The organism is Pseudomonas sp. BTN1, assembly GCF_001907715.1.
GTDB classification, from domain to species: Bacteria; Pseudomonadota; Gammaproteobacteria; order Pseudomonadales; family Pseudomonadaceae; genus Aquipseudomonas; species Aquipseudomonas paracarnis.
The window spans coordinates 11337-30153 of record NZ_MPBM01000041.1 but is presented as its reverse complement, the minus strand read 5'-3'; the positions used below and the strand labels follow the sequence as shown (position 1 = coordinate 30153).

The 18817-nt window shown below is 61.4% G+C and carries 16 protein-coding genes and 1 pseudogene; 13 read left to right on the top strand and 4 right to left on the bottom strand.

Features of this window, described 5'->3' with window-relative positions; translation table 11 throughout:
* Window positions 1–2: 2 nt before the first annotated feature.
* From BMH52_RS21000 to BMH52_RS20980, 5 genes are all read left to right on the top strand, one after another.
* Window positions 3–875: a TauD/TfdA family dioxygenase gene (locus tag BMH52_RS21000; protein WP_143192541.1), complete on the top strand. Its 873-nt coding sequence runs from the start codon at window positions 3–5 to the stop codon at window positions 873–875.
* A 60-nt stretch (window positions 876–935) separates the two neighbouring features.
* Window positions 936–1856 (top strand): LysR family transcriptional regulator, encoded by a 921-nt coding sequence (locus tag BMH52_RS20995; protein ID WP_003187445.1) that lies wholly within the window; start codon window positions 936–938, stop codon window positions 1854–1856.
* A 226-nt stretch (window positions 1857–2082) separates the two neighbouring features.
* Entirely contained in the window at window positions 2083–3618 is a 1536-nt protein-coding gene (locus BMH52_RS20990) for an MFS transporter (RefSeq protein WP_014716372.1), read from the top strand.
* A gap of 15 nt (window positions 3619–3633) precedes the next feature.
* Complete coding sequence (locus tag BMH52_RS20985) at window positions 3634–4692, top strand: HlyD family secretion protein (protein WP_014716373.1); 1059 nt, start codon at window positions 3634–3636, stop codon at window positions 4690–4692.
* Entirely contained in the window at window positions 4689–6131 is a 1443-nt protein-coding gene (locus BMH52_RS20980) for an efflux transporter outer membrane subunit (RefSeq protein ID WP_073844958.1), read from the top strand. The genes BMH52_RS20985 and BMH52_RS20980 overlap by 4 nt, the downstream gene beginning before the upstream one ends.
* Before the next feature lie 37 nt (window positions 6132–6168).
* Here the strand turns inward: BMH52_RS20980 and BMH52_RS20975 are convergent, their stop codons facing one another.
* The 4 genes from BMH52_RS20975 to BMH52_RS20955 all read right to left on the bottom strand — a co-directional run bounded on the left by BMH52_RS20975 (window position 6169) and on the right by BMH52_RS20955 (window position 10192).
* Window positions 6169–6525 carry a HipA domain-containing protein gene (locus BMH52_RS20975; RefSeq protein WP_256575813.1) on the bottom strand — a complete coding sequence of 119 codons (357 nt, stop codon included), beginning with the start codon at window positions 6523–6525 and terminating at the stop codon, window positions 6169–6171.
* Window positions 6526–6760: 235 nt separating this feature from the next.
* Entirely contained in the window at window positions 6761–7120 is a 360-nt protein-coding gene (locus tag BMH52_RS20970) for a helix-turn-helix transcriptional regulator (RefSeq protein WP_073844956.1), read from the bottom strand.
* A gap of 208 nt (window positions 7121–7328) precedes the next feature.
* A complete protein-coding gene (locus BMH52_RS20960) occupies window positions 7329–8033 on the bottom strand; it encodes a DUF3142 domain-containing protein (RefSeq protein ID WP_073844951.1) in 705 nt (234 codons plus the stop codon).
* On the bottom strand, window positions 8030–10192 hold the full coding sequence (locus BMH52_RS20955) for an outer membrane assembly lipoprotein YfiO (RefSeq protein ID WP_073844949.1): 2163 nt from the start codon (window positions 10190–10192) through the stop codon (window positions 8030–8032). The genes BMH52_RS20960 and BMH52_RS20955 overlap by 4 nt, the downstream gene beginning before the upstream one ends.
* 181 nt (window positions 10193–10373) lie before the next feature.
* Between BMH52_RS20955 and BMH52_RS20950 the strand changes: the two genes are divergently transcribed.
* The 8 genes and pseudogenes from BMH52_RS20950 to BMH52_RS20915 all read left to right on the top strand — a co-directional run bounded on the left by BMH52_RS20950 (window position 10374) and on the right by BMH52_RS20915 (window position 18789).
* Window positions 10374–11954: a glycosyltransferase family 39 protein gene (locus BMH52_RS20950; protein ID WP_073844963.1), complete on the top strand. Its 1581-nt coding sequence runs from the start codon at window positions 10374–10376 to the stop codon at window positions 11952–11954.
* Window positions 11955–11986: 32 nt separating this feature from the next.
* Entirely contained in the window at window positions 11987–12232 is a 246-nt protein-coding gene (locus BMH52_RS20945; protein ID WP_073844947.1) for a DUF2789 domain-containing protein, read from the top strand.
* A gap of 156 nt (window positions 12233–12388) precedes the next feature.
* A pseudogene (locus BMH52_RS20940) lies at window positions 12389–13324 on the top strand (Fic family protein); the annotation flags it as partial.
* Between the two features lie 438 nt (window positions 13325–13762).
* The gene (locus BMH52_RS20935; protein WP_003187465.1) at window positions 13763–14182 is read left to right on the top strand and encodes a MarR family winged helix-turn-helix transcriptional regulator; all 420 of its coding nucleotides are present in this window, start codon (window positions 13763–13765) and stop codon (window positions 14180–14182) included.
* Window positions 14179–16257 (top strand): FUSC family protein, encoded by a 2079-nt coding sequence (locus tag BMH52_RS20930; protein WP_073844942.1) that lies wholly within the window; start codon window positions 14179–14181, stop codon window positions 16255–16257. Before BMH52_RS20935 ends, BMH52_RS20930 begins: the two co-directional genes overlap by 4 nt.
* The gene (locus BMH52_RS20925) at window positions 16254–16463 is read left to right on the top strand and encodes a DUF1656 domain-containing protein (RefSeq protein ID WP_003187469.1); all 210 of its coding nucleotides are present in this window, start codon (window positions 16254–16256) and stop codon (window positions 16461–16463) included. The genes BMH52_RS20930 and BMH52_RS20925 overlap by 4 nt, the downstream gene beginning before the upstream one ends.
* Complete coding sequence (locus BMH52_RS20920; RefSeq protein ID WP_073844940.1) at window positions 16460–17350, top strand: efflux RND transporter periplasmic adaptor subunit; 891 nt, start codon at window positions 16460–16462, stop codon at window positions 17348–17350. The genes BMH52_RS20925 and BMH52_RS20920 overlap by 4 nt, the downstream gene beginning before the upstream one ends.
* On the top strand, window positions 17347–18789 hold the full coding sequence (locus BMH52_RS20915) for an efflux transporter outer membrane subunit (protein ID WP_014716387.1): 1443 nt from the start codon (window positions 17347–17349) through the stop codon (window positions 18787–18789). Before BMH52_RS20920 ends, BMH52_RS20915 begins: the two co-directional genes overlap by 4 nt.
* Window positions 18790–18817 lie beyond the last annotated feature (28 nt).

The following is an 18817-nucleotide window of genomic DNA, read 5'->3' as shown; positions in this document are numbered from 1 at the left end:
AAATGTCTGCCACCACCGCCCTCCAAAGCTTCGACATCCACCCGTTCCCCGGCAGCGTCGGCGCCGAGATCATCGGCCTGGACTTATCCCGTCCAGTCAACGAGCAGGACTTCGCCCGCATCCATCGCGCACACTTGGACTACCACGTCATCGTGTTCCGCGACCAACGCATCACCCCCGAACAACAGATCGCCTTCAGCCGCCGTTTCGGCGTGTTGCAGATCCATGTGCTCAAACAGTTCCTGTTGGCCAACCACCCCGAGATCCTGATCGTCTCCAATATCATCGAGAATGGCCAATCCATCGGCCTGGGGGATGCGGGCAAGTTCTGGCATTCGGACCTGTCATACAAAGAACTGCCTAGCCTGGGTTCGATGCTGCATGCCCAGGAACTGCCATCTGAAGGCGGCGACACCCTGTTCGCCGATATGCACAAAGCCTGGGAGCACTTGCCAGGCCACCTGCGCAACGCCGTCGAAGGCCGCAGCGCCGCGCATTCCTACACGGCGCGCTACAGCGAAACCAAATTCGAAGGCAACTGGCGCCCAACCCTCACCCCGGAACAGCTCGCCCAGGTTGCCGAAGTGGTGCATCCGGTGGTGCGCACCCACCCGGAAAACGGCCGCAAGGCGCTGTTCGTCAGCGAGGGCTTCACCACCCGTATCGTCGGCCTGCCCGATGATGAAAGCCGTGACCTGCTGGCCCAGCTCTACGCCCATAGCGTGCTGCCGGAAAACATCTACCGCCACCAGTGGCAGCCCCACGACCTGGTGTTCTGGGACAACCGCTCGCTGATCCACCTGGCCGCCGGGTGCCCAAGCCACCTGCGGCGCAAATTGTTCCGCACCACCATTCAGGGTGACGCGCCTTTCTAACCCGATAAAGCCTGCTAGGATTGCGCCCAGTTCACTCCCAACGAACCACGAGTGCTTGGCATGCAACTACCGGACATGAACCTGCTGGTCGCCCTCGACGCGTTGCTCGACGAGGGCAGTGTGGTGGGCGCCGCGCGGCGGATGAACCTCAGCCCGGCCGCCATGAGCCGCACCCTCACGCGTATTCGCGAAGCGGTCGGTGACCCGATCCTGGTACGTGCCGGCCGTGGCCTGGTGCCGACGCCCAAGGCGCTTGAGCTGCAAGGCCAGGTGCGCAATGTGGTGGAGCAGGCTGCGTTGTTGTTCCGTTCGGCGGACCAAGTCGATTTGAGCACCTTGCGCCGTCGTTTCAGCGTGCGTGCCAATGACTTTTTCATCGGCGTGTATGGCGGGCGACTGTTCGACACCATGGAGCGTGTGGCGCCGCTGTGCGAACTGCGTTTCGTGCCTGAAGGCGACACCGATGATGAAGCCCTGCGCGAAGGGCGGTTGGACTTGCGGGTGAGCAACACCATGCCGGCCAGCCCGGAAGTGAAGGTGCAGAACCTGTTCTCTACCACCTTTGTCGGTCTGGCGCGGCAAGACCACCCGTTGTTCGACGAAGAAATCACGGCGGCACGCTTTGCCAGCTATTCCCACATCAGTATCTCCCGGCGTGGCATCGCCCGTGGGCCCATCGATACCGCGTTGAATGCTCAAGGCCTGGAGCGCCGTGTGGCCATGATCGCCCCAGGCTTTCACGGTGCGATGTTCATGCTGCCCGATTCCGACCTGCTGCTGCCGGTCCCCAAGGAAGCCCTCCTGAGCGCCAAGCGTCTGAACCTGCCACTGCGCGCATTTGCCTTGCCGATTCCACTGCAAACCCTGGTTCTGGCCCAATCCTGGCACCCACGCTTCGACAAAGACCCTGCCCATAAGTGGCTGCGCGAAACCATGCGCGAGAGCTGTCATGCCACCTGGCTAGAAGCCCAGCCGGTATAAAGCGAACGCAATCAATGTGGGAGCTGGCTTGCCTGCGATAGCGGCGCGTCAGACAACACATTTTCATCTGTCAGGCCGCAATCGCAGGCAAGCCAGCTCCCACAGGGTTCAGTGTTGATGTTCAAAGTTGCGTCTGACGCACTTATAACCTGCTAACAAGTAACTTTTTGTCATGAGAGTGCCTGATTAAACTGCTCAGGTATTTCTCATTCCGAGTTACCTGTTCATGACGTCCCTCGCTGCCCCCGTCCTCCAGGCCGCAGCCAAACCTACGGCTCTGAGCCCACCCGTATTCGGCCCGCGCATCATCATCGGCTTGCTCGGCGTATTGCTGGCGGTACTGGTCTCCGGTCTCAACGAAATGGTCACCAAGGTCGCCCTCGCCGATATCCGTGGTGCGCTATACATCGGCTTTGATGAAGGCACCTGGCTGGTCGCCGCCTACACCGCCACTTCCGTGGCAGCCATGGCGTTTGCGCCGTGGTGTTCGGTGACGTTTTCCCTGCGCCGTTTCACGCTGTGCGCCATCGGCTTGTTCACCGTGCTGGGCATCCTCTGCCCGTTCGCACCCAACTACGAAAGCCTGCTGCTGCTGCGTACCGTGCAAGGTCTGGCCGGTGGCGCGCTGCCGCCGATGCTGATGACCGTGGCACTGCGTTTCCTGCCGGCCAACGTCAAGCTGTATGGCTTGGCCGGTTACGCACTGACCGCCACCTTCGGCCCCAGCCTGGGCACGCCGCTGGCGGCGTTGTGGACCGAATACGTCGGCTGGCAGTGGGCGTTCTGGCAGATCGTCGCGCCGTGCCTGCTGGCCATGGCGGCCGTGGCCTACGGTTTGCCACAAGACCCACTGCGCCTGGAGCGCTTCAAGCAGTTCAACTGGCGTGGTTTGCTGTTGGGCTTCCCGGCGATTTGCATGCTGGTGATCGGCCTGTTGCAAGGCAATCGCCTGGACTGGTTCGAGTCGGGCCTGATTACTTTCCTGCTGTGTGGCGGCACAGTGTTGCTGGCGCTGTTCATGCTCAACGAATGGTCACAGCCACTGCCCTTCTTCAACTTGCAGATGCTCGGCCTGCGCAACCTGGCGTTTGCCTTGATCGTGCTGGCCGGCGTGCTGATGGTGCTGACCTCGGTGATCATCATCCCGTCCAGTTTCCTCGCCCAGGTCCAGGGCTACCGGCCGCTGCAGACCGCACCGGTGATGCTGCTGATGGCGTTGCCGCAGTTGATCGCGCTGCCGCTGGTGGCGGCGCTGTGCAACCTGCGCTGGGTCGATTGCCGCTGGGTGCTGGGCATTGGCCTGAGTATGTTGGTGCTGTGCTGCCTCGGCAGTTCCCACCTGACCTCGGCGTGGATTCGTGACGACTTTTATGGCTGGTACCTGCTGCAGATTTTCGGTCAGCCCATGGCCGTGCTGCCGCTGCTGATGCTGTCCACCGGCAGTATCCAACCCATCGAAGGGCCGTTTGCCTCGGCCTGGTTCAACACCGTCAAGGGCCTGGCCGCTGTGATCGCCACTGCGGTGCTGGATACATTGACCACCCAGCGCGGGCATTTCCATTCAACCATGTTAGTAGACCGCCTGGGCAATTCGCCCCTTGCCGACGCTGACGCGCCGGGCCTCGCCCACCGCTTGCACGAGCAGACCGTGGTGCTGACCTCTTCGGATCTTTACGTCGTCATGGCCGGTGTCGCGGTGGCGTTGATCCTGCTGATTTTCTGGATGCCCACGCGGATCTTTCCGCCTCGCGCTCCGGCCTGACCACAAGGACTTTCCATGAAACGCAAAGATAAAATTGCCGTCTCCGTTATCGCCGTATTTGCCGTCGGTGTGCTGGTTTACCTGGTTGCGCCGGGCGTACTGGGCAGCAAGCACCAGACCACCAACGACGCCTTCGTCGCGGCGGATTTCACCCTGGTCGCTCCCCGCGTTGCCGGCTTCATCAAGGAAGTGCTGGTGGAAGACAACCAGCGCGTCAAAGCCGGGCAACTGCTGGCGTTGATCGACGACCGCGATTTTCGCGCCGCCGCCCAGGCCGCCGATGCCGACACCCTGGTCGCCCAGGCCCAGCTGAAAAACGCCAGCGCGACCCTGGAGCGCCAAAGCTCGGTGATCGCCCAGGCCCAGGCCACCGTGGCAGCAGATCGCGCCGAAGTGGCCTTTGCCGAACACGAACTGAACCGCTACAACCACCTTGCCGGCGTCGGTGCGGGCACCGTGCAGAACGCCCAGCAAGCCAAGACGCGCATCGACCAGGCTACTGCGCGCCTGGCTAAATCCACCGCCGTGCTGGCCGCCGAACGCAAGCAGGTGGAAATCCTCACCGCCCAGCGTGACGCCGCCGAAGGTGGACTCAAACGCGCCCAGGCCGCGCTGGAAATGGCCAGTTATCAGCTGTCTTACACGCGCATTGTCGCACCGGTGGATGGCATGGTCGGTGAGCGTGCGGTGCGGGTCGGCGCCTACGTGACACCGGGCAGCAAGATCCTTGCGGTCGTGCCGCTTTCTGAAGCCTATGTGGTGGCCAATTTCCAAGAGACCCAACTGTCGCATATGCACGCGGGGCAAGCGGTGCAAGTCAGCGTCGACAGCCTTGACGGCGAACTGCTCAAAGGCCATCTGGAAAGCCTTGCGCCAGCCACGGGAGTGACCTTCGCCTCGGTCAAACCCGACAACGCCACCGGCAACTTCACCAAGGTGGTGCAGCGTATTCCGGTGAAGATCGTGCTTGAGCCGAACCAGCCATTGACTGAGCGCCTGCGCGTGGGCATGTCGGTAGAAGCCAGCGTCGATACCCGGCCCGTCGAGCAGCAGCGTGAGGTGGCCCAGCAATGAAACACGTTGCCTGGCTCACCTTGAGCCTGATCACCCTGAGTGCCTGCACGGTCGGTCCCGACTTCCAGCGGCCCGAGAGCCCGCAGATCAATCAATGGAGCGAACCTCAGGGCCGACAAGCTGCCAGCCGTGCCGTCAGCGATCCCTTGCAGGAGCGCTGGTGGGACGTGTTCCACGACGCGCAGCTCTCAGCCCTGACACGCCGCGCCCTCAGCGATAACCTCGACCTGAAGTTGGCCAGCAGCCGCCTGCAACAGAGCCGCGCGGTACGTCAGGTAACCACCGCCGAGCGCTACCCGAATGTCGATGCGGGCGGCGGCTACCAGCGCAAACGTAACAGTGGCAAAGGCTTGAACGACCCCTCCGGCGAGAATGGCCGCGCAGCCTTCAACCAATGGGACATGGGCTTCTCGGCCTCTTGGGAGCTGGATTTCTGGGGCCGGGTCAAGCGTGAAACCGAAGCAGCCGACGCCACGCTGGAAGTTGCCGAAAACGACCGTCGCGCCGTGTTGTTATCGGTGCTGGCCGAGACTGCCCAGGACTATATCCAACTGCGCGGCGTCCAAAACACCCGTGCCGTCACCGAGCAAAACCTTGATGTTGCGCGCCACAGCCTCAAGCTCTCGCAATTGCGGTTGGCCGACGGCGTGGCCACCGACCTGGATGTGGCCGAAGCCGCCGCCCAGGTCGCGGCTATCGAAGCACGCCTGCCAGATCTACAGCAACGCCAGGACCAGTTGATAAACGCCCTGAGCCTGCTGATGGGCGAGCCGCCTCAGGCCTTGCACGCGCAGTTGTCCAAAGACGCTCCCGTGCCGCAAACCCAACGCCAGGTCGCGATCGGCCTGCCATCGGAACTCGCCGAGCGTCGCCCCGACATCCGCCAAGCCGAAGCCCGCCTGCACGCTGCCACTGCCAGCATCGGCGTGGCCAAGGGCGACTTCTACCCGCGCATCACCCTGTCTGGCAGCCTCGGCTCCCAAGCCATGCAGCTCTCGGATTTCGGCTCCTGGGGTTCCCGTGCCTTTGCCTTCGGCCCGCAGTTGAGCCTGCCGCTGTTCAACGGCTGGCGCCTGCAAGGCATGGTGGATTTACGCGAAGCCCAGCAACAGGAAGCGGCCCTGGCCTACCAGCAAACCGTGCTGCGTGCCTGGCATGAAATCGACGACCAACTGACCCGCTACAACGCCAGCCAACTGCGCCGCGACAGCCTCGCGGAAGCCGTGCGCCAGAACCAAATTGCGCTGACCACCGCCCAACACCAGTACGTCGAAGGCGTGGCGGATTTCGTCAACGTACTCACCGTGCAGAGTGCGTTGTTGGCGACTCAGGAGCAGTGGGTAGAGAGCTCCACCGGCGTGTCATTGGCCATGGTCGGGCTGTACAAAGCGCTGGGAGGAGGGTGGGAGTCGGTGTATCCGTTGCAAGTCGCTCAGTAATGAGGGTGCGCTTTGTTGCGGCCCGAGATCCTTGATCCTAAGTGAGGTCGGCTGCAAACCGGGTACACACATTGGAAAGCATGCGCACATCGGCACCGCTACAACCTGCCGCCTCAAAAAAGCCGGAGGCTTCTTGCACCACAGCATAAATATCAGTGACGATGGATCTTGCTTCATCCATTCCCAACCCAAAGCGCTCGGGGGTACTGAGCAAATTGCTGACCGACGATACCCTGCCCTCATTCCCGATGATAAGTGCCTGCAAGCCTAGTTGCGTCGGGTGGGGCAACACGTCAAATACTGGCGCAAGGGAATAGCCCGAGGCACTGGTCAGCAGCAGCCCGGTTTGTTTCAGGTGGTCGTCGCTATTGCCGATGAGCACATTGAAGGCCATGCGCTTGTAAGCGCCCGCATATCAAACGTTGCATCGTCGCTGACCTTCTTCAAAACGTCTGCGATCCTGTAATAGGAAACGGCACTTTCAACCGCGTCGACGCGGGTCAATCGCAAATGCGTCGGGCCGCGCGAGCCAACTGTTGGCGTAGCGAAAAACGAATCCATTCCCATGCATCGCCACTTCGCCAACAGGGACCGGGTCACCGACTAAGTGAGCTGAAAAAACAAAGGCATTACCAATCGGCTTCCAGGACATCGTGTTCTCCTTCAGTGCGAATGCGCTCAGGCTCACGGGCAAGGCTCATGGTAATCCCAACCTGGTCAAGTTCTGGTGACGCAATGCTCGCCATACCTTCTTCCAGGTCCATCGCGCTAAGCACATTCATCAGCACGCCGAGGGATACGCCGGCCTCGCCCTGCCTCAGCCGCTGATACGTCTGCCGCGTAATGCCCGCGCGGCTGCATATGGTGGAAATTTTCAACCGGCGACGAATGCGGGCTATTTCGATACCGTTGCCGATACCTCTCATCAGTTCATCGCTTCTCTCTGAGATGTACCCTTTGTGGGGGTAGGGCTTGGCTGTTTCTTGCATGATATATCACCCTTTAAAGCAGTAGAGGTAACTTATATCATCCAATTCTCTAAGGCCACCTGCAAAAAATCGGCTCGATGCCCTAATGGCTTTTTGTAGGAGCGAGCTTGCTCGCGAAAAACTCACAGGCGCCGCGTTCAATCAGGAAACACGCGTTATCGTTGACGTTTTTCGCGAGCAAGCTCGCTCCTACAGGTGTTACCAAACTTCAAAGATTCTGCAAAAACACCACATACCCCCGAAACCACTCATTGCCCTGCAAATATCCCGGCTCTTGCCATTCCCCGCCCTGAATCAAGCCAATCTTGAACGGCACCCCCAGCCGATTCATCCGCGGCAAATACGCCGCGTAATCCGGGATGCTGTGACGCCCCTGATACGTCTGCACCACCACTTCATCCACCACGCCCTTGAGTTGGGCGATAGCGGCCGGGTCGGCGTTGCTGCTCCAGTCCATCAGGCCGGTGATGCTCAACCGCAGGTCGGCAGGCAGGCGCTGGCGCAGGTCGCGCAGAAAATCGGCGTATTCGTGCAGATATTGGGTGCGGGCGTCGAAGTCGATCTGGATGCCGATCACCGGGTTGCCGGCGTCACGCCAGCGTTGCACCTGGCCCAGCACCTGGGTGTAGACCCGTTCCGGCCAGCGCAAGGTGTGGGCGCGGTACACCACCCAGACGTTGCCTTGAGTAATACGCGGCACGCTCATGCCCTGGGCGATCAATTGCACGCCGCGCTGGGGCGCGCGACGAGTGGAGTTGATCTGGCCTTGCAGGATGTACAGGGTTTTTGCCTGCTTGATCACCGGCTGAGGCTCGACGCCACTCCACAGCCAGAAGGCGTCATAGTCGCGGGCGTCCACGGCACCAAAAGCCGGGCTTGCCAGCAACAGCAAGCCTAGCCACAGCGGCTTCACCAGTAGTACTGCAGCGATTTGCCCCACTGGGTATCGGCAAAACCGCTCTTGAGTTGGCGGAACCAGGCTTTGCGCACTGCCGGCGCAACGTCTTCGCCGCCGCAGCTGTTGTAGCCGGCCGGCGCGTAGCAGTTGATGGCGCGGAACAACGCATAGGCCTTGTCGGTTTTCGGCGCCTTGGCGTTGGCGATCACCTGTTTGTAGCCGTCCAGGCGCGAGAAGGTTTCACCCTTGAAGTCCGAGTCGGTACTGCCCAGGCTGCCGGCGGCGCGGGGTTGTTCCAACGGCATGCCGTCCAGGCCGTTGCGCAGGATGAACTCACCGAAGCAGTTCAACGCATGCGGGTTTTTGGCCTCGTTCTGCAAGGTCGCCGCGATTTGCGCGATGCTTGGGCAGGCGTAGCCGGATTCGGCCTTGTCGCCGTTCCATTGGAACAGCTTCAAGGTCTGGCCGCTGGTATAGGTGTAGCCCAGGCTGGTGCCGAGTTTGTCGTCAGAGAGCGAGGCCTGCTTGAGGTCATCGGCGAAGGTGGCGTACTGGCCGCGCAGCAGGTCTTTGTAGAGGAGCACGAATTGCGCGCTCTGACGCTCGGTCGGGTCGCTTGCGTTGGCGATCTGCTGGCGCAGCAGGTCGGGGCCTGCGACGTTACGCAGCAGGATGTAGCGCACTTGCTTGGCGCTGATCGGTGAGTCGGCGGCGAACACCTTGGCCAATTGGCCGCTGCGCTCGTAGTTCATGGCCAATGCCAGCTCGAGCTGGTCACGTTGCAGCGGTTGCTTGGCCAGCGGCAGCAGTTGCAGCCACAGGGCTTCGGCGGCCTTCCAGTCCTGCTTGGCTTCCAGAGCCAGGGCGCGCAGGGTCTGTTGGCTGAAGGCGAAGTAATCCAGGCTCGACGGCACATCCGCCGGCAGGTGCTTCAAGGCCGCGTCGGGTTGGTGTTCGACGTACAGGGCATAGCTGGCTTGCAGGAAGTCAAAAAGCGCCGGCTCACTGGCGAAGGTGCTCTTTTGCTTATCCAGGTCTTCACGGCTCAACAGCGGCGGGGTGTGGGCGCGCATCGCCATCAGGTCGCTGACCACTTGCAGCATCGGGCTGTTCGCCGCTTTATTGCCGACCATCAGCAACTTGAGGTCGGCCTCTTCCACCAGTTCGTCCACGCTCACATTGCGCTGGGCCTCAGTGGCCTCGGTGAACTGCCAAGTGAAGTCTTCGGCAAGCCTGGCGTCTTCGTTCGCCAGCCAGTGCACACGGCGCAACAGGCCACGGGCCGACGCAACGTAATCGCCCTGTGGATAATGTTTCAGGTAACTGAGAAAACCTTCTTCGGCATCGCTCAAGGCCGACTTATCCACATGCTCGCGTTGCGGCATGCCGTATTCGTCGAAGGCTTCGGCCTGGGCCTGATTCAGTGAAGTACGCGCAGTCATGTACATTGCCGTTTCCTTCAGCCACGGCACATCGCTGGTGGCGGCGGCGGCGAACCCGCGTTCGGCGTAATCGAAACGCCCGCTGTAGAAGTCGCCGGCGGCCTGCAAATAGGTGCGAAACAACTGGGCGTTGGCCGAGGGGGTCAACTGCGCGTCCACGACCTGGCGGCTCCAGTCACAGGTGGTCAGCAGCTGCAGGCGTGCTTTTACCAACACATCGCGCTCGGCGGGCGGCATCTGGGCCTTGATCACCTGGCTGATAAACGCCGTGGCGCTGTCATCGTCATTGCTGCGGCAACGGCTGCCTTCGCCATTCAGGAAGGCCTGGCCTGCGGTCTTGTACTCCTCGCGCTTGATGCCCAGGGGCTGGAGCAGCGTGTCGAGTTCGGCTGTGCGTGAATCGTCAGCCTTGTTGTCAGGCTCCTCATTCGTGGCCGGAACCGGCACCAGGCGGTACACCGGAAACGGCACCGGGCCAAAGCCTTGCGCCAAATCGTCTTCGCCTAAGGCATTGGGGGCCAGGGGCGCAGCTTTTTTGTCGGCCAGCAACAGGCGCAGGTTCACCCGGCTGTCGTTGCCAGGGCTGAGAAACGGCTGGTTGCTGCACGGCTCGTAGCTGTCACGCGATACCCGCCAATCGGGGTAACACGAGTCGTCAGAGCTGGCCTGGGCCGGTAGGGAAAAACCGGCCAACAGGGCCAGGGCCAGAGGTGACAGCAAACCGATGCGCATAACGTTTCCTTGATCCTGAGTCCTTGGAGAAGGGGCAATAATAGCCTGATCCGACGAGTGCTTCGGTGAAGGCCTACACAAATTGCTGATTTGTCCGATTCCAGCGGCGAGGCCAGGGCTTTTGGCCTAGAGTGGCGGTGTTTGCGCATAGGCAAGCAGGGTCATGCCGGGAGAATTTGAGGTGCGTCGGTCTGTGGTAGAGCAAAACGAAACAGTTGGGGCATTGGCTGCCTTGCATCGCTCGACCTGGGAAGGTGCCGGCTGGCTCAGCCGTCTGTGGTGGGTGCCGATCCTGGCGCTGGCCATGGCCCTGCGGTTTTACCACCTCACCTCGGCGGCGATCTGGGGCGACGAAGGCTCAAGCCTGTTACTGAGCGAATACGCCCTGGCCGACCTGTGGTTTCACGCGGCCCATGATGTGCACCCACCGCTGTATTTCTTGCTACTGCGCGGTTGGATCGAAGTATTCGGCGACAGCATCGGCTCAATTCGCAGCCTGAGTGCAATCCCCGGCGTGGCCGTCGTGGGCCTGGGCATCTGGCTGACACGGCAACTGTCCACCCGACGCGCAGCCGTGCTGGCGGGGATCCTGTTGGCGATGCTGCCGACCGCAGTGCGCTACAGCCAGGAAGTGCGCATGTATTCGCTGCTGGGCGTGTGGCTACTGGGCGCCACGCTGGCCCTGGTGTACTGGGTGAAGCAGCCCGAGCGCGTGCGTTATTTGGCTGTGTATGTGCTGTTAATGAGCGCCGGGTTCTATACCCACTACTTCACCGCGCTGTGCGTGCTGGTGCATTGGGCGTACCTGGGATTGCAGGCGCCAGCTCAACGCCTGATCACGCGACCTGCGTGGTGGGTCGCCAACGTAGCGATAGTGTTGTTGTATCTGCCCTGGCTACCCAACCTGCTGGATTTGGTGCAGCACGTCGAACAACTCAAAGTCGGCGGCGACATTGGTTGGGAAGAGCCGGTCAATCTACTGTCGCTGCCGTCGATCATCTGGCAGTTCCTGTTGCAGGATGACGGTCTCGGCCTGTGGCCGCCGCTGTTCTGGCTGTTACCCCTGCTGCTGGCTGTGGTGGTTGTATCGACGGCCTGGCGCAATAACGCGGCGCGCCTGCCGGCCCTGTTTTGCCTGCTGCCGCTGCTGCTGGTCTATGGCGTGTCCTTTATCTCGCCCGTGTTTATCGAGCGCTACCTCACGGTGTATGCGTTAGGCCTGCCGATAGTCCTGGCGCTTGCCATCGACCGTTTGCCGCCCCGTTTGTCCTGGCTGGGCGTGGCGTTGTTCGCACTGTTTGTTGGCGTAGAACTGTTGGGGCTAAAGAACAACTTCGAAGTGGATGAACACGACCAGTTCAACGTGCCGGTGGAGTTCGTCAATCGCGACTACCAGGAAGGCGACCGCATCGTCCTCAGTGACATGATGTGGTACCTCAGCTACGTGTATTACGACCAGACCGACGCGCAACTGCAGCTCTTCACACCGCCCAAACCCGACGGCACCGCGACGCGCCCGAACGCCTATGGTTTCGGCACACTGGTGGACCAGGACGGTGGCCGCATCTATCTGGACCGCCTCTCAGCACTGCCTGCTCAAACGCGGCGGGTATGGTTGATCAGCAGCAACGAAGCCCCAGATGAATTCGCGCCACTGCCCAACGGCTGGCGCGAACTCAGTCGCCAGGACGGCGGTGGCGCCAGGGCGCGGTTGTTCGTGCTATGCAACGCACCGGCGCCGCAACCTGAAGGCTGCCGCTAGACTCACTTGAACCTACTTATGAGGAGCCTTTCATGGAATCGCCACTGCACAGCTTGCCGGCTTTGTTCAAACAGCTTGGCCTGCTGGACGACCCGGTCAGTATTGAGCAATTTGTCGCCTCTCATTCGCCGCTCAAGCCGGAGTTGAAACTGGCGGATGCGTTTTTTTGGAGCGACGCCCAGAAGACATTTTTGCGTGAAGAGATTCTGGAGGATGCGGATTGGGCGGTGGTGGTGGATGAGTTGAATTTGATGTTGCGGGGTGGGCGAGGGGTGTAAAAAAATATCCCAAGAAATGCGAGTATGTAAAAAAAAATGGTGAGCGGTAAAAAAACTGGGCTTTAATCGCTTAAGTGAATTTTTTCTGGAAAAGCTCGCCCTGCCAACAGTCGGATACGCTCATCTGTGTGAGGCGCTCGATCTAAAGGTTATCGCACCCTCCCTCCCGAAATGATGGACCGCGCCATCCAGTGGGCGTACCTGCACGAAACCCGCGATTCATTTGCCATCGAAAAAGAACAACCCAGCGAAGAAAAATCCCGTCGCTTCGTTCAACTCCTGCGCCAGGCCCACGAAGGCCGTTTGCTCACCGAAGACTACTTGGTCGAGCTGCAAAACAGCACTGTCTCCAACCCCTTCGACAAAGCCGTCGCGTTTCGCCACGAACAGAACCATCTGCATAACGGGCTGCGCGGCGCAGCCGGTGTGAGCTACGTACCGCCAACCCCCGCGCTTTGCCAGGAATTGATGGAAGAGCTGATGGCCTTCGCCAACCAGCCCGTTCGAGACGTCGATCCTTTGGTTGCGGCCGCGGTCACCGCTTTCGGTTTCGTCTTCCTGCACCCGTTCATGGACGGTAATGGGCGCCTGTCTCGCTTCCTGATTCACCAGACGCTTTGCCACTACGGCGCACTGGAAAATGGTTTGCTGCTACCGGTTTCTGTCGCCATGAAGCATGAAGAGCAAGCCTACCTGCAAGCGCTGAAAACCTTTTCCCAGCCAACCCGTGAGTTCTGGAACGTCATCTGGCTGGATGCGGACCACATGGCGTTCGACTTCATCGGCCACCCCTCGATCTATCGCTACTGGGATGCGACCCGCTGCGTCGAATTCACCCTGCAAATGGCCCGCCGAGCCCTGGAAGTGGAACTGCGCGAAGAAACCGAACTCCTCGACCGTTATGACCAAGTGATCAAAGCAGTGAACCAACGCTACGACGTGCGTGGCAGTGATTTGTCGAAGCTGGTGATGATGTGCCTGGATAACGGTGGGAAGCTTTCCAAGCATCGGCGTAAGCAGTTTCAATACAGCGTGGCGGATGAGGTGTTTGGGTTTATTGAGGAGGAGAGCCTGAGGTTGATGGGCGAGTAAGAGGTGATCCCGACACTTCGTGAAAGATGGGAAATGTCTTATTTCTCTAGGTGAAACGGACTATCAGATGCTGCAGACGTTTTTTCTTATCAAAGGGATATCGCCTATTGATGAGTGGGTGCGACTAATTCCGCGTGGAAGACTACGTCGTCTGGGCGGGCAGGCTGAGCAGCAAGCATGAAGCCGACGCTGACCTAATGTGGGAGCGGGCTTGCCCGCGAAGGCGGCGTGTCAGTCACTGAATATTCAACTGAACCACCGCTTTCGCAGGCAAGCCAGCTCCCACATTTTGTTTGTCGCATGGCGAACGCGCATCCCACCACTCATCTGCGAAATTGTTTCAAAACTTGACGGCAAACCCTTCCTCCACCATATTGATAGTTAGCAAACTAACTGTATGCGAACTATCCAGTGCCTCAATCCCTCGAACAACTCCAGATGAGCCTCAGCAGCAGCATGGTGGTGGGCGCCCGTAATTGGCGCAAAATCTGCCAGACCACGCTGGTGAGCTATGGCATCTCCGAAGCCTGCGCCGTGCCGTTGTTGATGATCGGCCGCTTGGGCGACGGGGTACACCAGGTCAAAGTAGCCCAGGCTTCCGGTATGGAAAGCCCATCACTGGTGCGCCTGCTCGACCGGCTGTGCGGTGACGGCTACGTCTGCCGCACCGAAGACATCCACGACCGCCGCGCCAAAGCCCTGAGCCTTACCGAGCGTGGCCGTGAGTTGGTGCAGGCGGTGGAAGCGCAACTGGTGCGCCTGCGCAAAGACGTGTTGGCAGATATCGCCCCTGACGATCTGCAAGCCGCACTGCGCGTACTGCGCGCCTTCGAAGCGGCTGAGGCTGTGTCGTCTTGAACGGATTTTTTACCGGCTTCCCGCCTGCCCGCGATTGGTTCTACGGGGTGCGTACCTTCGCCGCGTCGATGATCGCGCTGTACATCGCCATGCTCATGCAAATGCCGCGTCCGTACTGGGCGATGGCCACGGTGTATATCGTCTCCAGCCCGTTTGTCGGCCCAACCAGTTCCAAAGCCCTGTACCGCGCCATCGGCACCCTGATGGGCGCGGCGGCGGCGGTGCTGTTTGTGCCGATGTTCGTGCAGTCACCCTACATTCTGGTGGTGGTGATTGCGCTGTGGACGGGCACCTTGCTGTTCTTGTCCATGCACCTGCGCACCGCGAATAACTATGCCCTGATGCTGGCCGGCTACACCTTGCCGCTGATTGCCCTGCCGGTGGTGGATAACCCTTTGGCGGTCTGGGATGTGGCGGAGGCGCGTACCGAAGAAATCTTCCTCGGCATTGCGGTCGCGGCGGTGGTGGGCGCGATGTTCTGGCCCCGGCGCCTGATGCCGGTGTTCGATGGCTCGGTGGCCAAGTGGTTCAGCGACGCCCAGGTCTACAGCCAGCGCTTTCTCAGCCGCAAGGTCGACCCCGAAGAAGTCAGCAACCTGCGCGGCGGCATGGTCGCCACTTTCAATACCCTCGAATTGATGATCGGCCAACTGCCTCACGAAGGCGCGCGCCCGCAGACAGTACGCAACACCAAGGAACTGCGCGGGCGCATGATTCACCTGCTGCCAGTGATCGACGCTCTGGATGATGCGGTGTACGCCATCGAGCACCGTGCGCCGGAGTTTCTCGACCAGCTCACGCCGTTATTGGAAGCGGCCAGCGCCTGGCTGCAAAGCACTACCGAACAAGCGCCCCTGGAACGCTGGCGCGTATTGCGTGACAAGATCGACGCCGCTCAACCCCAGGGCGAAGCGCTGGATGACCGTCATACGTTGCTGTTCTCCAACGCCCTGTACCGCCTGGGCGAATGGGTCGACCTGTGGCAAGACTGCCGCAGCCTGCAAGCCGCCATCCAATGCGAAAGCCAGGACACCTGGCGTGCCGTTTACCGGCACTGGCGCCTGGGCCGGCTCACACCGTTCCTCGACCGTGGGCTGATGTTCTACTCGGCGTTTTCCACCGTCACCGCAATCATTGTCGCGTCGGTATTGTGGATTCTGCTGGGCTGGACCGACGGCGGCAGCGCCGTGATCCTTGCCGCTGTGGCGTGCAGCTTTTTCGCCTCGATGGACGACCCTGCACCGCAGATCTATCGGTTCTTTTTCTGGACCGCCATGTCGGTGCTGTTCGCCAGCCTGTATCTGTTTCTGGTGCTGCCCAACCTGCATGATTTCCCCATGCTGGTGCTGGCCTTCGCCGTGCCGTTTATTTGCATCGGTACCCTCACGGTGCAGCCACGGTTTTACCTGGGCATGTTGCTGACGCTGGTGAACACCTCATCGTTCATCAGCATCCAGGGCGCTTATGACGCGGACTTTCTCAACTTCGCCAACGTCAACCTGGCCGGGCCCGTGGGTCTGCTGTTCGCGTTCGTTTGGACCTTGATCGCCCGACCCTTCGGCGCCGAACTGGCGGCCAAGCGCCTCACCCGTTTCAGCTGGCGCGACATCGTCAGCCTCACCGAGCCCGCCACCCTGGCCGAGCACCGGCACATGGCCGTACAAATGCTCGACCGCCTGATGCAACACCTGCCGCGCCTGGCGCTCACCGGCCAGGACACTGGCATCGCCCTGCGCGACTTGCGCGTGGCTTTGAACCTGCTCGATCTGCTGGCCTACTCGCCGCGCATCCTTGGTGTGCCACGGGTGTTGCTCAACCAGGTGGTGGAAGGCGTGGGCGGTTACTTCAAGGCCTGCCTGAAGGCGGGTGAACGCTTGCCCGCGCCCAGCGGTCTGCTGATGACCCTGGACCGCACGCGTCGCGCCCTCAACGGCCAGGGCCTGCAAGACGAAAACGACACCCGCCTGCACCTGCTGCACGCCTTGGCCGGCCTGCGCCTGGCGCTGTTGCCCGGTGTGGAGTTCATTGGCGGTACAGAGATGCAAGCGCCGTTACCTGATGGAGCGCCTTTATGATCGGTGACCTGGATATCAGCGGGGTATTCCTGCCCACGCTGCTGGTGCTGATGGGCATTACTTATGTGTTGTTTCTGGTGGTGCACGGGCTGTTGACGCGCATGCACTTCTATCGCCTGGTCTGGCACCGGGCATTGTTCAATGTGGGGCTCTACGCGCTGTTGCTGGGCGCGGTGGACTCACTCAGTCGATATTTGATGACATGAAAAAACCTTTTTTGACTATCGGCCGTGTCGTCCTGACGTTGTTGATCGTGAGTTTCGCGGTCGTCGTTGTGTGGCGCATGGTCATGTACTACATGTTTGCGCCCTGGACCCGTGACGGCCACATCCGTGCCGACATCGTGCAGATCGCCCCGGACGTTTCCGGGCTGATCCAGCGCGTGGACGTGCGCGACAACCAGTTGGTGACCAAGGGCCAGGTGCTCTTCGCCGTCGACCAGGACCGCTTCAAGCTGGCCCTGCGCCAAGCCCAGGCCGCCGTGGCCGACCGCCAGGAAACCCTGGCCCAGGCCCAGCGCCAGTACAAGCGTAACCGTGGCCTGGGCAACCTGGTGCCCAGCGAGCAACTGGAAGAGAGCCAGTCCCGCGTCGCCCGCGCCCAATCGGCCCTGGCCGAAGCCCAAGTGACAGTCGACTCCGCCCAACTCAACCTCTACCGCTCGGTGATTCGCAGCCCCGTGGACGGCTACGTCAACGACCGCGCACCGCGTACCCAGGAGTTCGTCACCGCCGGGCGCCCGGTGCTATCGGTGGTGGACAGCAATTCCTTCCACATCGACGGCTATTTCGAAGAGACCAAGCTCGACGGCATTCACGTAGGCATGGGTGTGGATATCCGTGTGATCGGCGACAACGCGCGCCTGCATGGCCACGTGCAGAGTATCGTCGCCGGTATCGAAGACCGCGACCGCAGCAGCGGCTCCAATCTGTTGCCCAACGTTAACCCGGCGTTCAGTTGGGTGCGCCTGGCCCAGCGGATCCCCGTGCGCATTGCCTTCGATGACGTGCCGGCGGACTTTCGCATGATCGCCGGGCGCACGGCGACGGTGTCGATCATTGACGACAAAGTTAAAGACGGGGGCAAACCATGAAGCGGCTTCTGGCAACCGCTTCCCTGGGGTTGTTGCTGTCGGCCTGCCAAGTAGTAGGCCCGGATTACAAACTGCCGGAGCAGGCTGCGGTCAACCGTGGCGACCTCCAAGGGCCGATCATGGGCGAAGGCAAAAATGTAGTCTCGGCGCCAGTGCCAGCGGATTGGTGGAAGCTGTACAAAGACCCGCGCCTGGACGAACTGGTGCGCCAGGCCATGGCCTCCAACACCGACCTGCGCGTGGCCGCCGCCAATCTGCAGCGCTCGCGTTACCAGGTGCAGCAGGCCGAATCCGCTGGCGGCTGGAGTGCCGGCGTCAAGGCCGAGGCCCAGCGTTTGCAGGAGTCTGGAGAGGCCTTCTTGCTGCCGGACAAAGTCCCGGTGGGCAATATCGGTAGCGTCGGGATTACCACGTCCTATCAATTCGACCTGTTCGGCACCTTGCAGCGTGGCATCGAAAGCGCCCAGGCCAGCGCCGACGCCACCCAGGCTGCGGCGGATATCGCCCGCATCACCCTGGTGGCCGATGTGGTGCGCTCCTATACCCAGGTGTGCGCGGCCAACGAAGAGCTGGCGATTGCCAACGAGTCCCTCGACCTGCAAGCCCAGAGCACCAAACTGACCCAGCGCCTGCGGGATGCCGGGCGCGGCGACGAAACCCAGGTGACTCGCTCGCAAACCCAATACAAATCCCTGCGCGCCGACATACCGCGCTATGAAGCCTCGCGTCAGGCCGCGCTGTTTCGGCTGTCGATGTTGCTGGCCAAACCTGTCGACCAACTGCCAGCCGGCACGGGCACCTGCGCTGAGCTGCCGCATATCGCTCAACTGCTGCCGGTAGGCGATGGCGCGACATTGCTCAAACGCCGTCCCGATGTACGCCAGGCCGAACGCCAGCTGGCCGCCGCCACCGCACGCATCGGTGTGGCGACCGGCGCGTTGTACCCGGATATCAGCATCGGCGCCACGGTCGGCACCGTCGGCTTGCTGGAAAACCTTGGCACGCCTGCCACCAACCGCTGGGGCTTTGGCCCGATGATCAGCTGGACTGTACCGACCAACGGCGCCCGCGCCCGCGTGCATGAAGCCGAAGCCGCGACCCAGGGCGCCCTGGCCCACTTCGACGGCGTGGTGCTCAACGCCATCCGCGAAACCCAGACCGGCCTGGCCCAATACACCGCCGTGTTGCAACGCCGCGACGCCCTGGCCGACGCTGAACAGTCGGCCCGAGAAGCGGCGGGCCAGACCCACCGCTTCTTTCAGGCCGGCCGCGAATCCTTCCTGGCCGACCTGCAAGCCACGCGCACCTACACCGATATGCGTGCGCAATTGGCGGCGGCCAACACCCAGGTTGCCATGAGCCAGATCGACCTGTTCCTGGCCCTGGGCGGCGGTTGGGAAAGCGGACGAACGCAAGGGCAAAAACCCGGCAAACCGTGAGGTGATTGCTATGCTTTCTTGGGTGAGG

Coding starts and splice junctions, on each gene's coding strand:
- BMH52_RS21000 (WP_143192541.1), top strand. CDS start 3: ATGTCTGCCACCACCGCCCTCCAAAGCTTCGACATCCACCCGTTCCCC.
- BMH52_RS20995 (WP_003187445.1), top strand. CDS start 936: ATGCAACTACCGGACATGAACCTGCTGGTCGCCCTCGACGCGTTGCTC.
- BMH52_RS20990 (WP_014716372.1), top strand. CDS start 2,083: ATGACGTCCCTCGCTGCCCCCGTCCTCCAGGCCGCAGCCAAACCTACG.
- BMH52_RS20985 (WP_014716373.1), top strand. CDS start 3,634: ATGAAACGCAAAGATAAAATTGCCGTCTCCGTTATCGCCGTATTTGCC.
- BMH52_RS20980 (WP_073844958.1), top strand. CDS start 4,689: ATGAAACACGTTGCCTGGCTCACCTTGAGCCTGATCACCCTGAGTGCC.
- BMH52_RS20975 (WP_256575813.1), bottom strand. CDS start 6,525: ATGGCCTTCAATGTGCTCATCGGCAATAGCGACGACCACCTGAAACAA.
- BMH52_RS20970 (WP_073844956.1), bottom strand. CDS start 7,120: ATGCAAGAAACAGCCAAGCCCTACCCCCACAAAGGGTACATCTCAGAG.
- BMH52_RS20955 (WP_073844949.1), bottom strand. CDS start 10,192: ATGCGCATCGGTTTGCTGTCACCTCTGGCCCTGGCCCTGTTGGCCGGT.
- BMH52_RS20945 (WP_073844947.1), top strand. CDS start 11,987: ATGGAATCGCCACTGCACAGCTTGCCGGCTTTGTTCAAACAGCTTGGC.
- BMH52_RS20935 (WP_003187465.1), top strand. CDS start 13,763: ATGAGCCTCAGCAGCAGCATGGTGGTGGGCGCCCGTAATTGGCGCAAA.
- BMH52_RS20925 (WP_003187469.1), top strand. CDS start 16,254: ATGATCGGTGACCTGGATATCAGCGGGGTATTCCTGCCCACGCTGCTG.
- BMH52_RS20920 (WP_073844940.1), top strand. CDS start 16,460: ATGAAAAAACCTTTTTTGACTATCGGCCGTGTCGTCCTGACGTTGTTG.
- BMH52_RS20915 (WP_014716387.1), top strand. CDS start 17,347: ATGAAGCGGCTTCTGGCAACCGCTTCCCTGGGGTTGTTGCTGTCGGCC.